Here is a 15,214-nt window from a genome sequence, read left to right as displayed (position 1 = left end):
CATGCGGCCGCATCCGGCCATGTACGCGAACCCCCCGGCACCGCCCCCGCGAAGCATAGCCCGCCCGCGGACGGCTGAGATCAAATGCGCAATTCCACCTAGGATCGAAACATCCACCTTTGTGCGGGGACGGGGGTCTTCATGCCGAGGCGCGTCCTGTCGGTGCGCGCGATCGGGAGAGCCGCCGGGGGTTTTCGCGGGGCCGGCGCGCTCACGGTGACGATCCCGGTGGCGCTGTCGTTCGCGGTGGGCCTGTGGGCGCTGGCGAGGCCGGCGCTGTGGCGGGACGAGGCCGTCACGATCGGGGTGGCGCGGCGTTCGCCGTGGGACGCGCTGCGGCTGCTGTCCGACATCGACGCCGTACACGGCCTGTACTACCTGGTCATGCATCCGGTGGTGGCGGTGTTCGGCGCGGGCGAGACGGCCGTGCGGCTGCCGTCGGTGCTGGGCGCCGCGGCCGCGGCCGGGCTCACCGCGTGGCTCGGGATGCGGCTGGCGGACGCGCGGACCGGGCTGGTCGCCGGGCTGCTGGTCGCGGTGTCGCCCGCGATGTCGCGGTACGCCCAGGAGGCCCGCCAGTACACGTGGGTGACGGCACTGGCGGTGGCGGCGACGCTGCTGCTGCTCCGCGCCCTGGAGCGGCGGGGCGACGGCGGCGGACGGCGGGAGTGGGCCGCCTACGGCGCGGTGGTCGCGCTGATGGGCTGGCTGCACATGTTCGCGCTGCTGCTGGTGCTGCCGCACGCGGTGGCGGCGCGGCGCGACCTGCGGCGCTGGGCGGTGGCGGCGGGCTGCGCGCTGGCGGCGGTGCTGCCGCTGGCGCTCCTGTCGGTCACGCAGCGGGCGCAGGTCAACTGGATCACCAGGCCCGGCCGCGACGACCTGTGGTACCTGCTCGACATGCTGGCGGGCACGCACTGGCTGATCCTGCCGACCCTCGCCCTGGTGGTCGTCGCGCTCTGGCGCCCATCCACGCGTCCCGGCGAGGGCGCGGGAGACGACACGCGCTGGGGACTGCTGGCGTGGCTGGTGGTTCCGCCCGTCGCGTTGCTGGCGGCCTCGCTCGTCGTGCCGACGTACCTGTTCCGCTACGTGCTGTTCTGCTTCCCGGCGTTGGCGCTGCTCGTCGCGCTGGGCCTGCGGCGGCTGCCCGCGTGGGCCGCGGCGGCCGTGCTGGCGGTGCTCGTCGTGGCGCTGGTCCCGGCGCACCGGCAGGTCCGCGAGCCCGACGCGCGCGCCGACGACCTGCGGACGCTCAGCACGATCATCCGAACCGGCAAGCGGCCCGGCGACGCGCTGCTGTTCCACCAGCAGTACTACCGGCGCGCCATGGGCGCCTACGCCGACGCCTACGCGGGGCTGCGCGACATCGCCCTGGGACGGACGGGCACGCGGTCGGGCACCATCGACGGCGAGGAGGTCCCCTCGGCCGAACTGGCGCGACGCCTGGCCGATGTCGAGCGCCTCTGGTACGTCCACCGGAACGCCAAGGCGCCGGACGCCCCCGACCGCGCCAAGGAACGGCTCGTCCGCCGGTCCGGCGCCTTCCGCAAGGTGAAGCGCTGGCGTTTCAAGGGCGGCACCGTGACCCTGTACGAGAACCTGCGTCCCGGCACCGTGCCCGGAGACGGAGACGGCGGCGCACGGAGCGCCGCCGCCGTCCCGAAGGCGCTCAGCCCCGCAGGCGGCGGGCGAAGCGCCGCGCGGCCTGCGCGGCCCGCGCCGGTGTGATCTTCACCGACAGCCCGCCGCGTTCGGTGCGGTACGGCGTGGCCTGCCGCAGCCTGCCCGCCGGGCCGGGCCGCGGCGGCGAGGGCGGCGCCGGGGGGCGCACCCGGATCGTGACGCCGTCGACGGTGAACCGCACCCAGGGCGTCCACCGGCCCGGGTCGCAGCCGCGCAGGTCGAACTCGGCGGTCAGGTTCAGCGCCTCGGGAACGCACGACGCCCGCGCCTTCGCCGGCACCACCGTGCCGTCCTGGCGGCGCAGCAGCTCGGCGGAGGCCTCCACCGGGTGACCGGACGGCAGCGCGCTCGGCACGTGACCGGTGATCCGCAGCACCCCGTCCGCCGCCCAGTCGGCGCTCTCCAGCGTCATCACGACACCGGGCTGCGCGGCGGTCACCCGCAGTTCCAGGCCCTGCCCGCGACGAGCCGGCACGGCCGCGCGCCCGCCGCGCACCAGCCGCCGCTCCGGCGGTTCCAGGTCGTCGGCCGGCCTGAGCTGCCGGACCACGGTCAGCTCCTGCACCCGCATCTCCACGTACAGGTCCCAGGCGCCGTCGTCCAGCGTCTCGTCGGCGACCAGGTCGATGTCGGCGCGGAACCTGTCGGGGGGCAGCGCGCGGGCGGGCAGGCGGCGCTCGGCGGACGGCTCGCCCCGGCGCCTGAGCAGCAGCGTCGTCTCCTGCCGCTCGGTGACGCCCGACAGCGCGGCACGGCCGATGACGCGCAGGCCGGACGGCGTCCAGGACACCTCGGTCAGCCGGTTCTCGGTGCCGATCCGGTCGGTGATGTCGTACAGGTGGTCGGGCAGGGCCGTGGCGGGGTCGCGGAAGCGGGGGAACGCCTGGAACGCCTTGTCCTTCTCCACGACGGTGGGCGGCGGCGGGCCGTCGGGGTCGGTCGCCACGATCTCGGCGAGCACGTCGTCCAGCCGGTACCGCAGGCAGTGCATCACCAGCCGGGACCGGGGCCACAGCCCGGTCTCGACGCCGGGCGTGTACCAGGCGTCGACGAGCCGGCGGGCGCCGACGCGGGTGAGCGCCTGCTCCTCCTCCGGCAGTTCGCGGTAGCGCGCGCCGAACCGGGTGGCGATCTCGTGCCGGAAGTGCCGCAGCATCAGCCGGTCGCGCAGCGGGCCCGGCTCGACCCGTCCCGCCAGGAAGCTCATCACCTCGGAGATGGCCGGGAAGTACTGCTCGGCGGGCGCGCCGCCCTGCTGGAGGCTGCTGGTGCCGTCCTCCCGGTCGATCCAGTAGTAGCAGTCGTAGCTCGCCACGACCGAGATGCCGTCGGCGCCGAAGTAGGCCTGGGCGGTGAACAGCATGTCCTCGTGCGAGAACAGGTTCTCCACGAACCGCAGCCCCAGCCGTTCCAGCAGCGACCGGCGGAACAGCTTCAGCGGCGACAGGGTGTTGTAGAGCAGCGGCGTCTCGGCGACGGTGGTGCGCGGCAGGTCGCGCGGGAACACCGGCGCCTGGCGGCCCACGCCGACGTACTGGCCGACGACCACGTCGGTGCCGTTGGCGTCGGCCATCGCGCACATGCGCTCCAGCGCCTCGGGCGCCAGGTGGTCGTCGGCGTCGAGGAAGAACACGTACTCGCCGGACGCCCGGTCGATGCCGGTGTTGCGCGGCGCGCCCGGACCGCCGGAGTTGGGCTGGTGCACCACCGTCAGCCCGAGCCGCGCGGCCGCCATCCGGTCCAGTTCCTCGCCGCTGCCGTCGGTCGATCCGTCGTCGACCGCGATGATCTCGATCGCGCCCGCGCCGGCCGAGCGGCCCAGCGACTGCTCGTACACCGACTCCAGCGCCCGCCCCAGCGATGCCCGGCAGTTGTAGACCGGCATGACGACGGTCACTTTCGGCCTTTGTTCCACACCCACCCCGCGTGTCCGCAAATCGGTCACCTGCAGAACTTCACCAGGCTATCTGTCGCCCCGCACTGCCGCGTCGCCTTTGCCGGGGTCGTCTGCGTCCGTGGCGTGGGTCCGGGGCGGCTCCGCCGTGCGTGCTCGATGCGGCTCCGCGACGCGGGTCCGGGGCAGCAGCGCCGCCCCTCCCCAGGGACGCCGCCTGACGGCCATGCCGGCGAGGCCCGCCGCCAGGATGACGCCCAGGAGCGTCCCGGGCAGGTAGCCCCATTTCTGGTAGGCGCGCATCCAGCCCGCGTAGGGCTCCACGACGCGCGGATCGGCCGAGTCGCGGCCGTATGCCCGCGCCTCCGGGACGGCCTTCTTCGGCATCCACCCGTGTTCGGGGAAGCGGTATTGCGAGGCCGTCCACCTGCGGGGGTAGTCGCTACGGGTCCAGGCGAACGACCGGGAGGTGTCGCGCGCCACGGTCCACGCGTAGTCGGCGGGCTGCGCCCTCACCGCGCGCAGGGCGAAACGGGTGGCCAGTTCGTTGGCGTACCGGCCCGTCACCCCGCCCGGCAGGTCGCGGAACGGCGAATACTTCGTCCACAGGGCGGCGAAGGCGGGTGCCACCCCGGGGACGTGACGTGTCTGCTCCCGGCACAGCACCCTCAGGTCGGCCGGCGGACGGATCTCCCGGCAGTCGGCGAACGCGGCGGTGCGTCCGTACAGGAACGCCCCGTTGGAGCTGGACAGCGCGAACTCCCCGTGCACGGCCCGGTACCAGCCCGCGTACGCGCCGACGCACATCGCGAACGCCGCCACCGACGCGGCCACCGCCCGCCACGACACCCGGCGCAGGGCCAGGCACACCACGACCACGGCGATCAGCGGCAGCCCCACCGAACGGGTCAGCGCAGCAGCACCGAGCATCAGCCCGGCCGCCGCGCCCGTCCGCCAGGTCAGCCCCGGACGCCACAGCAGCACGGTCAGCGCCGCCGTCACCAGGAAGGTGAACGCCGTGTCCGACATCAGCAGGTGTTCGAGTTCGATCTGGTAGGCGTCCAGCAGCGACGGTGCCGCCACGGCCGCCCCGACCAGGCCCGGTGCCAGGGCGCGGTCCGGCCATGCGGCGCGGGCCGCGCGCCACGCCACCGCGTACAGCATCACCCCGACCGCCACGCCCATGAGGTGCTGGACGGCCACCACGAGCGTGAAATCGCCGAACGGCTTGAGCAGCCACAGCATCAGCGAATAGCCGCTCGGCCTCAGTTCGGAGGGTTCCGGGCGCAGCGCGCCCCGCAGGTAGCCCTCCGAGTCCCCGAACCACAGCACCGACGGGTAGCCCAGCACCGCCAGCACCCGCAGCGCGATCCCCGCCGTCAGGACCACCGCGAACGGCGCGTGCGCCGCCGTGGCCCTTGCCCCCGGTCTTCCCAGACGTTCACCGATCTTGAGTCTGTGGTCGACCACAACCAACGTCCCGCTTGCCTCCCTCTGACACCCGCATGTCGGACATCCCTTATATGCCAAACATGTCCCACCGTAACCGCGGCGCGACGGTGGGCAGCGACGGGAGGGGGCCGGTGATGTGGGCGGCGTCCTATCGAATCAGCGGCGTATGCCCGGTAAACAACGACTAAAGTCCGTACAGCCCCTCTACAGGCCGACCGCAGGACGAGACCCTTTCGGAGCCATGGCAGACACCCCCGCTCACACCGGAGACGGACAGACCGCCCCGCGCCCGGGCGCGCCCGTATCGCTCAGCGTCGTCGTCCCCGTGCACCTGGTGCAGGGGTACCTGCGCCAGTGCCTGGACTCGATCCTGGTGCCGGACGTGCCGAACCTCGAAGTGGTCGCGGTGGACGACGCCTCCCCCGACCACTGCGGGCAGATCCTCGACGAGTACGCCGCCCGCGACCCGCGGGTGCGGGTCCGCCACCTGGAGCGGAACGTCGGGCTGGGCGAGGCCCGCAACATCGGCCTGGACATGGCCACCGGCGACTACGTGTGGTTCGTCGACAGCGACGACTACCTCACGCCCGACGCGGTCCCCGCGGTCCTGGAGCGGCTGGCCGAGACCCGCCCGGACGTGCTGCTGTTCGACCACGCCCGCGAGTACTGGCACGGCAAGGTCAAGCGCGGCACCGGCAACGACCTGTTCCGCGACCCGCCCGCGCCCGAGGTGTTCACCTGCGCCGAGCGGCCGTCGGTGCTGAAGATGATGATGACGGCCTGGAACCGGGCGATCCGCCGCCAGTACCTGGTGGACCTCGGGCTGCGGTTCGGCGCCGGCTATTACGAGGACGTCAACGTCACCTACCCGGTGCTGCTGGCGGCCGAGCGGATCAGCCTGCTCGACCAGGTCTGCTACATCTACCGGCAGCGGCGGCGCGGTGCGGTCACCCGTACCGCCAGCGCCAAGCACTTCGACGTCTTCGACCAGTACGACCGGGTGTTCGCGTTCATCGACGCGATGGGCGCGGACGGCGAGCGGTTCCGGGCGCCGATGTTCGACCGCGCGATGTGGCACATGCAGCTCATCCTGGAGCGCGGCGACCGGGTGCACGAGGAGGACGCCCCGCGCTACTTCGAGCGCATGGCGCAGACCTACGCCAGGTACCGGCCCGCGGGGCACGAGCTTCCCGACGGGGAGCAGGCGGCCAAGAAGTACCAGCTCATCGAGAAGAACGACTACAGGGGCTACCAGCGGCTGCTGGCCCGCAAGCCGCCGTCCCGCAAGCCGGCCAAGGCCGCGACGTCGATGTTCCGCAAGCGCAAGCGCGCCGCCGTCAACGTCGCCAAGCGCACCGGCCTGCGCCAGTACTACAAGGCGCAGCTGCGCATGCCCATCGACGAGAACCTGGCGGTGTTCGCCGCGTACTGGCACCGCGGCTACTCCTGCAACCCCGCCGCCATCTACGAGAAGCTCAGGGAGCTGGCGCCGGACATCCACGGCGTGTGGGTGGTCAAGCGCGAGAACGTCAAGTCCGTGCCCAAGGGCGTGGACTACGTGGTGCGCGGGTCGAAGGACTTCTGGCGCGTCATGGCCCGCGGCAAGTACTTCGTCAACAACGTCAACTGGGTCGACGACATCGTCAAGCGGCCCGGCCAGGTGCACGTGATGACCCACCACGGCACCCCGCTCAAGAGCATGGGCCTGGACCAGATGAAGTACCCGGCCAGCGCCAAGGGCATGGACTTCAAGCTGATGATCTCCCGGGCGGACCGGTGGGACTTCGTGGTGTCGTCCAACCCGCTGTCCACCGAGGCGTGGGAGCGCGGCTTCCCCTGCAAGTACGAGATGCTGGAGGTCGGCTACCCGCGCAACGACCGGCTGGCGCGCGCCACCGACGCCGAGAAGGCCGAGCTCCGCAAGAAGCTGGGCATCCCCGAGGGCAAGAAGGCCGTCCTCTACACGCCGACGCACCGCGAGTACCAGCGCTCGTTCCGGCCCACGTTCGACATCCGGCGGTTCGCCCGCGAACTCGGCGACGAGTACGTGCTGCTGATGCGCGCCCACTACTTCTACAAGCCGGGCGCCGGCCAGTGGGACCCCGAGCGGGTCATCGACGTGTCGGGGCACCGCTCGGTCGAGGAGCTGTGCATCGCCTCCGACGCGCTGCTCACCGACTATTCCTCGATCATGTTCGACTACGCGGTGCTGCCCGACCGGCCGATCGTGCTGTTCGTGCCCGACTGGGAGACCTACCAGCTCACCCGGGGCACCAACTTCGACGTCACCGCCTTCCCGCCCGGCGCCGTCGCCCACGACGAAGAGGAACTGATCAAGACGTTCCGGTCGGGCGCGCCCTGGCAGGACGAGGCGGTGACGCGGGCCCGCGCCGCGTTCCGCGCCCGGTTCTGCCCGTGGGACGACGGGCACGCCGCCGAGCGGGCGGTGCGCCGCATATTCCTCGGCGAACAGGTGCCCAACCCGCCCGAAGCCCCCTAGACTCCCCGCCACCCAGGCTCCCGCCACCCCCCCGGCAGAAGGAGATCGCCTTGGTGCCACACCGGATCAGCGTCGTCGTCCTCGCGCACGGGACCGCCACGGAGCTGAACGAGACGCTGCGGTCACTGGCCGTGCAGTCGTACGGCTCGCTGGAGGTCCTGGTGGTCGACGGCGGGACCGGGGCGGCGGCCGAGGCCGACCTGCCCGACGAGCGGTTCCGGGTGATCCGCCGGGGGGCGCCGAGCCGCGGCGCGGCCCGCGGCATCGGCGTCGCCGAGGCCGGCGGCGAGTTCCTGGCGTTCGCCGACGACGGCGACGTGCTGCCCGAGGGGGCCCTGGCCGCGCTGCACTCCGCGCTCACCACCAGCGGATCGGACTTCGCGGCCGGCAACGTGGCCGTCCGGCGGGAACAGGGGTCGCAGCCGTCGCGGCGGCACCGCGAGGCGTTCGCGTCGGCCCTGTCACGCACCCACGTGCGCCGGCACCCGGCGCTGCTGGACGACCGGCTGGTCACCGCCAAGCTGTTCCGCCGCGCGTTCTGGGACCGGCACGCCCTGACCTTCCCGGACATCAACCGGGACGACGACCTGGCGGTGGCGGTGCAGGCGCACTTCCTGGCCGAGGCGGTGGACGTGCTGCCCGAGGTGGTGCTGCGCCGCGCCCGTCCCACCGCGCCCCAGCCGACCGCCGAGCCGCAGGCCGTCGCCGACGGCTTCACCGCCGTCGCCGCCGCGCTGGACGCGCTGGAGGGCCGCTGGACGCCCCGCGACCGCCGCGACTTCCTGGCGTCGGTGCTGAACGGCGAGCTGCGGGCGTTCCTGGACGCCCTGCCCGACGCCACCGACGACGAGCGCGCCGCCGTGGTGGAGCAGGCGGCGGCGCACGCGTCCTGGCTGGAGCCCGAGACGCTCGCCGACCTGCCGTCGATCACCCGCCTGAAGTGGCACCTGGCCAGCCGCGAACGCCGCACCGAACTGGTCAAGGTGGTGCGGTACGCGCGCGGCAAGCCGCACCCCAGCATCGTGCGCAGCGGGCTGCGCCGCTACGTCGTCCACCCGTACTGGAAGGACGACAACCTCGCCATCCCCGACGAGGTGTACCTGGCGCGCACCGAGGTGGCGCTGCGCAGCCGCACCCACGAGGTGGCCTGGCGGGACGGGCGGCTGTTCGTGTCCGGCGAGGCGTACATCAACTCGGTCAGCATGCGGCGCCGCTGGACGTCGGTGAAGAGCGTGGTGCTGCGGTCGGGGCGGCGGCGCGTGGTGCTGCGGGCCCGGCAGACCCGCAAGCCCGGCAAGAACTCCGGGCCGTGGACCGGCTTCGAGTTCGTCCTCGACCCCAAGAAGCTGCGGCGCGGCGGTGCCTGGGCCGACGGGTCCTGGGACGTGGAGGCCGTGGTGTTCAACGCGGGCGTGCTGCGTTCGGCGCGGCTGCGCGGCGGCACCAGCGGCAGCGCGGCCCGTCCGCCGTACCACTACGTCGACGCCGACGTGCGGATCGTCCCGCAGGTGGTGGACGGCACCCTGCGCATCGACGTGGAGACCGTCACCGCCAAGGCGACGTCGCTGCGCTGGGACGGCGACGAGCTGGCGGTCGAGGGCGCCTGCGCCGGCGAGGCCGCGCTGGCGCTGGCGGTGGGCGACGAGGTCGTCCCGGTGCCGGTCACGGTGGTCGGCACCCGGTTCGTGGCGCGCGTCCCGCTGCCCGAGCCGAACGAGGTGACCGATCCGCGGGCCGTCGACGACACCTGCGACTGGGCCGTGCTGATCGACGGGCGTCCCCTGGTGCTGGCCGAGGGCGTCGACGGCATCGAGCGGCTCACCGGCGGCCGGGAGCTGTTCGCCGGCCGCGACGCGTCCGGCTACCTGCGGGTCCAGTCGCGCACGGCGCGGCTGACGGTCACCGAGTGCGCGTGGCGTCCGGACGGCACCCTGGTCCTGGCCGGGACGCACCGGGCGAGCGACACCGGCGAGATCGTGCTGCGCAGCCGGGGCCGCCGCAAGGAGTACGCGTTCGGCGTGACCCGCGGCGACGACGGCGTGCTGCGCGCCGAGGTCCCGGCCGCGGCGGTGCCGAGCGTGGCGGGCGTGCTGCCGCTGCGCGCGGGCCAGTGGGACGTGCTGTTCCGTTCCCCGGGCGGCCGTGCCCTGGCCGTGCGCACCGACCCGGCGGTGTCGTCCGCGCTGCCCCCGGCCCTGGAGGTCGCGCGGCGCGGCTACGCGCTGGAGCTGCAGCGCGTCGGCCTGGTGGTGCGGGTGTCCGGCGACGTCCCGCCCGAGGAGCGTTCGGCCGCGACGACGCTGCGGTCCGAGGCGCGCCAGCGCGTGGCCAAGGAGGGGCTGCGCGACGCGGTGGTGTTCTCCTGCTTCAACGGACGCCAGTACTCCGACAGCCCCAAGGCCATCCACCAGGAGATGGTGGCGCGCGGCCTGGCGGGCGACCTGGAGCAGCTGTGGGTCGTCAACGACGCGCAGGTGGAGCTGCCCGGCACGCTCACGCCGGTGCGGCTCAACGGCCGCGAGTGGCACGAGGCGATCGCGAGCTCCCGGTACATCATCACCAACCACCGGCTCGGCGACTGGTTCCAGCGCCACCCCGACCAGGTGGTGCTGCAGACCTGGCACGGCACGCCGCTGAAGAAGGTCGGCCGGGACGTCAAGGAGGCGCACTTCGCCTACGCGCCCGGCATGAAGCAGGCATACCGCTCCCTGGCGAAGGGCGGGAAGGGCAAGGGCGAGGAGGCGCAGGCCGCGCCGGCACTGCCGGAGTGGACCCACCTGCTGTCGCCCAACCCGTTCAGCACCGAGATCTTCCGCCGTGCGTTCTCGTTCAAGGGCGAGATCATCGAGGCCGGGTATCCGCGCAACGACCTGCTGTACCACCCCGAGGCCGACCGGGTCGCGGCGCAGGTGCGGGCCCGGCTCGGCGTGCCGGCGGGCAAGCGGGTCGTGCTGTACGCGCCGACCTGGCGCGACGACCAGTACTACAGCCGGGGCCGCTACAAGTTCGACCTGCGCCTGGACCTGGAGCGGGCGCGGGCCGCGCTCGGCGAGGACCACGTGCTGCTGGTCCGGCTGCACAGCAACGTCGTGGACGGGGTGCCCGAGGACGGCGAGTTCGTCATGGACGTCTCGCTCTACCCCGACATCACCGACCTGTACCTGATCGCCGACGTGCTGATCACGGACTACTCGTCGGTCATGTTCGACTACGCCAACACCCGGCGGCCGATGCTGTTCTTCACCTACGACCTGGCCGACTACCGCGACCGGCTGCGCGGCTTCTACCTGGACTTCCAGGCCGAGGCGCCGGGTCCGCTGCTGGAGACCTCCGACGCGGTGATCGAGGCGATCCGCGACATCGAGCCGATCGCCAAGGAGTACCGGCACAACTACGACGCGTTCGTCGAGCGGTTCTGCCCGCTGGACGACGGCAGGGCCGCCGCCCGCGTCGTCGATCACCTTTTCCCCGGCTCCTAGGGGCGGGCGCCCGCCAGCAGTTCGGTCCACTGGCGGCAGACCTCGGCCAGGCCGTAGGCGCGGGTGACCTGCTCGCGGGCCACCTGCCGGTCGGCCTCCCAGTGGCCGTCGCGCACCGTCGTGGCGATCGACGCGGCCATCGCGGACGCGTCGGCGTGGATCCAGCGGGTGTCGTAGATGGTGTCGGCGCCGGGCCAGCCCAGCAGCACGGGGATCGCGCCGGACGCCATGCCCTCGGCCGGGGCCAGGTGGAAGCTCTCGTCGTCGCTGGTGGACAGGACGAACCCGATGCGGCGCAGCCACGCGGCCACGTCCCGGCCGTAGGTGTCGAACACCACGCCGCCCGCCAGCAGCGGGGAGCGGCGGATGCGGCGGAACACCTGCTCGTAGTGGGCGCGCTCCTCGTCGCGCTGCCAGATCCACCAGTACTCCCACGGCAGCTTGGACTTGACGAACAGCGTGAACCGGGGATCGTCGCGGCGCAGCTCCTCCAGGGCGTCCAGCGCCAGGTCGAGCCGCTTGCGGGACGGCGCGATGCCGATCATGCCGAGGTGGTGCTCGGCGCCGGCCAGCTTGGGCCGGTCGAGCTGCCGGTCGTCCACCCAGTTCGGGACGACGGTGACCTTGTGGGCGGGCCAGCCGGTGGTCTCGCGGGTCAGCCGGGCGTAGTGCGGGCTGACGCAGATCACCTGGTCGACCGCGTCGATGTCCAGGTGCTGCGGCCACCGGGCGTACAGCTCGAACCGGTGCAGGCGCACCAGCAGGCGCTGGCCGGGCCGCTTGTGCTTGGCGTACCACAGCGCGTTGGGCCCGCACCATTCGCACACGACCACGTCGGCCCACTCGACGAGTTCCTGGCTGCGCTCGGGGTCGTGCACCTTCAGCGCGGCCCAGTGGTCGACGCGCACCTCCATGTCGGGGCGCGACCGGAGGTAGTCCAGCAGCCGGGTGAAGAACTTCAGGTCGTGCCCGGCGACGCCCACGCGCAGCTTCCGCTCGCCGGTGGCGCCCGCCGGGGCGGCGCCCGCGCCGTGCGCGGCGGCCTGACGGGCGGCGGCGAGGACGGCCTCCGACGGGTCCGGGAACGCCTGCGCCAGGTAGGCGCCGAGCCGTTCGGCGGCCGCGTCGAGCGTGTAGTCGCGCGCGGCGGCCCGGCAGCGCTCGGCGGCCAGCGCGTACAGGTCGGGGTTCTTGCCGATGAGCGTCAGCGCGTCGACCACGTCGGTCTCGGACGCCACGAACAGCGGGTAGTCGGCGCCGAACAGCCGCTCGTGCATGGGGGTGCGGTTGAGCAGCACCGGCACGCCCAGCGCGCCGCACTCCAGCACCTTGGTGGACAGTTCCAGGCTGGCGTCCATCTCCGGGTGCCGCCACGACAGGCCCACGTCGCACTCGGCGGTCAGCCGCATCGCCTCGGCGCGCGGGTGGCCGCCGTGCCACACCACGCCCTGCGCGCTCTCCAGGGCGGTGCGCATGCGGGTGGAGAACCCCGGGTCCTTCGGGTCGTCGTGGATCTTGTCGCCGACCATGTGCAGCTCGGCGTCCACGCCGCGCAGCGCCAGCATGCGCGGCAGCCCCGTCATCTCGTAGGTGTTCCAGCGCGGCGCGAACTTGCCCGTGTAGACCAGCCGCAGCGCCCGGCCCCGCGGCGGCTCCCCGCCGCGCGGCGTCAGCCCGTCCGGCAGGACGACCACGGGCGGGAACAGCACGCTCTTGCCCGCCGTGGCCGGAACGGCGCTCTCCAGGAACGAGCGCAGCTCCTCGGTCTGGCACAGCAGCATCCGGGAGGCGTCGGCGATGCGGCGCAGCTCGCCCTTGGCCGCCCGGTCGAACTCGCCCGCCGACTGCGGCACGTCGGTCAGGTACGTCCACAGCCGTCCCGCCAGCGGCCCGGCCGCCAGCTTGCCGGCCAGGCGCCGTCCCCGCACCACCACCAGGTCGAACGGGTCCTCGGCGTCGATCTCGGTCAGGACGACGGCGGCCTGCTTGGCGGGCATGCCGCGGTCGCCCTCGACCCGTCCCTCGGCGTGCGGGCTGCGCACGGTCACACCGGGCAGGGCGCGCAGCGGGTCGACCAGCCGTCCGGTGCGGACCGGGGCCTTGAGCACCAGGGTCACCGCGCAGCCGGCGCGGGCCAGCGACTGCACCATTCCCTGGGCCCAGATCGCCGAGCCGTCGATCAGGTTGAGATCGACGTCGCCGTACACGAGCGCGCGTGGTCGCACGGGCATTCCTTTCGGGCGTTGCGTTTCGGTCAGGCGGGCTCGAACGTCGGGACCAGCTCGGCGAGCCGCGCGGGCGCGGTGACGGTGGCGTCCCACTCCAGGATCGCCAGGCCCGGCGGCGGCGCCTCGCCCCACAGCACCAGCGGCAGGCCGCGGACGCGGGCCAGCTCGCGCGCGTCGTGCAGGACGCGTTCGCGGTCGTACATGCCGGGCGTGCCCAGGTAGGCCCACGGGCCGCCGGGCTCGCCCGCCGCCGCGTCCACCACGAGCATGTCGACGTCGGCGGTCTCCAGCGCGGTGACGGCGTCGTGCGGGTACAGCGGGACGATCTTGGCGTGCCCGGCCAGCGCCGCGGCGGCGGGCCGGCCGAGGATCCCGGCGATCAGCGGGCCGTCGTAGGGGGCCGCCACCAGCAGCCGGTCCTCGGCCCGGTCGACATGGTCGAGCTGGACGCGGTCCTTGGCGTCGGTGGCGGTCGCCGAGGCGGCCGTGGGCGCGTTGCGCTTCTTCCACAGCCGGTACAGCTCGCGCGGCAGGCGCGGCGCGCGGCGCCGCGGGTTGCGGGCCGCGCCGGCGACGAGCCGCCCGAACTGCAGCGCCGCCGAGGTCTCCAGGGCGGTCAGCCGCTGCTCCAGTTCCTGCACGCGGGCCTGGCTCTCGCGCAGCTGGGCACGGAGGCGGGCCACCTGGCGGTTGGCTTTGGCGTCACGCGGGTTGGTCACCGAGATACTCCATGATCACGTCGGCGATGCGGGGTCCGGCCTGGCCGTCCCACAGCGGCGGCTTGCGCGAGGCGTCGACGTGCCCCGCCTCCAGCACCTTCCGCGCGGCGGGGACGAGCTCCTCGAAGCCGACCAGCCGGTTGGTGCCGTGGGTGATCGTGATCGGCCGTTCGGTGTTGGGCCGGACGGTCAGGCACGGCACCCCGAGGATCGTGGTCTCCTCCTGGAGGCCGCCGGAGTCGGTGACGACCGCCGCCGCGCCGCGCACCGCCGCGACGAAGTCGATGTAGCCCAGCGGCTCCAGCACGTGCACGCCCGGGTGGTCGTCCAGCCCGGCGGCCAGCAGGTTGGCGCGGCCGCGCGGGTGCACCGGGATGACCAGGTCGGCCAGGTCGGCGACGCCGTGCAGGTGCCGGACCAGCGCGGCGGCCGTCTCCGGCGCGTCCACGTTGGCGGGGCGGTGCATGGTGGCCAGCACGTACCGCTCGGGCAGCCCGTGCTCGGCCCGCACCCTGGCGGTGTCGAACTTGTCGAGGTTGGCCAGCAGGGTGTCGATCATCGGGTTGCCGACCAGGTGCACCCGCTCCACCGGGACGCCCTCGCGGGCCAGGTGCCCGACGGCCTCGGGGCTGGTGGCGAAGCACAGGTCCGACAGCTGGTCGGTGAGGCGCCGGTTCACCTCCTCCGGCATGGTCATGTCGAAGCTGCGCAGCCCCGCCTCCACGTGGGCGACCGGGATGTGCAGCTTGGCCGCGACGAGGGCGGCGGCGATCGTCGAGTTCACGTCGCCGTACACGATGACGAGCGCGGGTGAACGGCTCGTGAACTCCCCCTCCAGTCCGGTGAGCAGCGCGGCGGTCTGCGCCGCGTGGCTGCCCGAGCCGACGCCGAGGTTGACGTCGGGCTCCGGCAGGCCCAGCTCGTGGAAGAAGATCTCCGACATCCGCTCGTCGTAGTGCTGGCCCGTGTGCACCACGGCCTGCTCGGCGTTCGCCGCGCGCAGCGCCCCGATCACCGGGGCGGCCTTGACGAAGTTCGGCCGGGCCCCCAGGACATGAACGATCGACCCCAACACAATTTCCCTTCTGTTCATCCGGGTTGCTTACGCTCGCCCGCCGTGCTCATCCGAAATCCCCTGCTCCCGCCGCTGAAAGCGGCGGTCTACCTGCCCGGGCTCGCCTGGCGGCAGCTGCGCGCCGACCCGCGCCGGGCGCCCCGGCTGGCCGTGCGGCTGCTGCTGCCCGCGCTGCGCGCCG

8 protein-coding genes are annotated in these 15,214 nt (G+C 73.4%); 3 read left to right on the top strand and 5 right to left on the bottom strand.

Annotated features, from left to right (window positions below; translation table 11 throughout):
- Positions 1–141 precede the first annotated feature (141 nt).
- Positions 142–1,731, top strand: coding sequence for a glycosyltransferase family 39 protein (locus ABD811_RS29460; RefSeq protein ID WP_344954278.1), 1,590 nt, complete (start codon positions 142–144; stop codon positions 1,729–1,731).
- On the opposite strand, the gene ABD811_RS29455 is transcribed toward ABD811_RS29460, so the two are convergent.
- Positions 1,673–3,583: a glycosyltransferase family 2 protein gene (locus ABD811_RS29455; protein WP_344954276.1), complete on the bottom strand. Its 1,911-nt coding sequence runs from the start codon at positions 3,581–3,583 to the stop codon at positions 1,673–1,675. The genes ABD811_RS29460 and ABD811_RS29455 overlap by 59 nt on opposite strands.
- Before the next feature lie 66 nt (positions 3,584–3,649).
- Complete coding sequence (locus tag ABD811_RS29450) at positions 3,650–5,050, bottom strand: hypothetical protein (protein ID WP_344954274.1); 1,401 nt, start codon at positions 5,048–5,050, stop codon at positions 3,650–3,652.
- Between the two features lie 223 nt (positions 5,051–5,273).
- On the opposite strand from ABD811_RS29450, the gene ABD811_RS29445 reads away from it, so the two are divergent.
- Together ABD811_RS29445 and ABD811_RS29440 are read left to right on the top strand one after the other, a co-directional pair.
- Positions 5,274–7,532, top strand: a complete 2,259-nt coding sequence (locus ABD811_RS29445; RefSeq protein WP_344954272.1) for a bifunctional glycosyltransferase/CDP-glycerol:glycerophosphate glycerophosphotransferase — start codon at positions 5,274–5,276, stop codon at positions 7,530–7,532.
- 53 nt (positions 7,533–7,585) lie between these two features.
- The gene (locus tag ABD811_RS29440; protein ID WP_344954969.1) at positions 7,586–11,011 is read left to right on the top strand and encodes a bifunctional glycosyltransferase/CDP-glycerol:glycerophosphate glycerophosphotransferase; all 3,426 of its coding nucleotides are present in this window, start codon (positions 7,586–7,588) and stop codon (positions 11,009–11,011) included.
- Here ABD811_RS29440 and ABD811_RS29435 read toward each other — a convergent pair.
- The 3 genes from ABD811_RS29435 to wecB are packed head-to-tail and all read right to left on the bottom strand — an operon-like array spanning position 11,008 to position 15,021.
- Entirely contained in the window at positions 11,008–13,242 is a 2,235-nt protein-coding gene (locus ABD811_RS29435; protein WP_425549474.1) for a glycosyltransferase, read from the bottom strand. The genes ABD811_RS29440 and ABD811_RS29435 overlap by 4 nt on opposite strands.
- A 23-nt stretch (positions 13,243–13,265) precedes the next feature.
- The gene (locus ABD811_RS29430; protein WP_344954270.1) at positions 13,266–13,958 is read right to left on the bottom strand and encodes a hypothetical protein; all 693 of its coding nucleotides are present in this window, start codon (positions 13,956–13,958) and stop codon (positions 13,266–13,268) included.
- Complete coding sequence (gene wecB, locus ABD811_RS29425; RefSeq protein WP_344954965.1) at positions 13,942–15,021, bottom strand: non-hydrolyzing UDP-N-acetylglucosamine 2-epimerase; 1,080 nt, start codon at positions 15,019–15,021, stop codon at positions 13,942–13,944. Before wecB ends, ABD811_RS29430 begins: the two co-directional genes overlap by 17 nt.
- Positions 15,022–15,214 lie beyond the last annotated feature (193 nt).

It is taken from the genome of Actinomadura miaoliensis, from assembly GCF_039536785.1.
Taxonomy (GTDB): Bacteria; Actinomycetota; Actinomycetes; order Streptosporangiales; family Streptosporangiaceae; genus Spirillospora; species Spirillospora miaoliensis.
The sequence above is the reverse complement of the archived record's forward strand: the minus strand, read 5'-3'. Positions and strand labels throughout refer to the sequence as shown.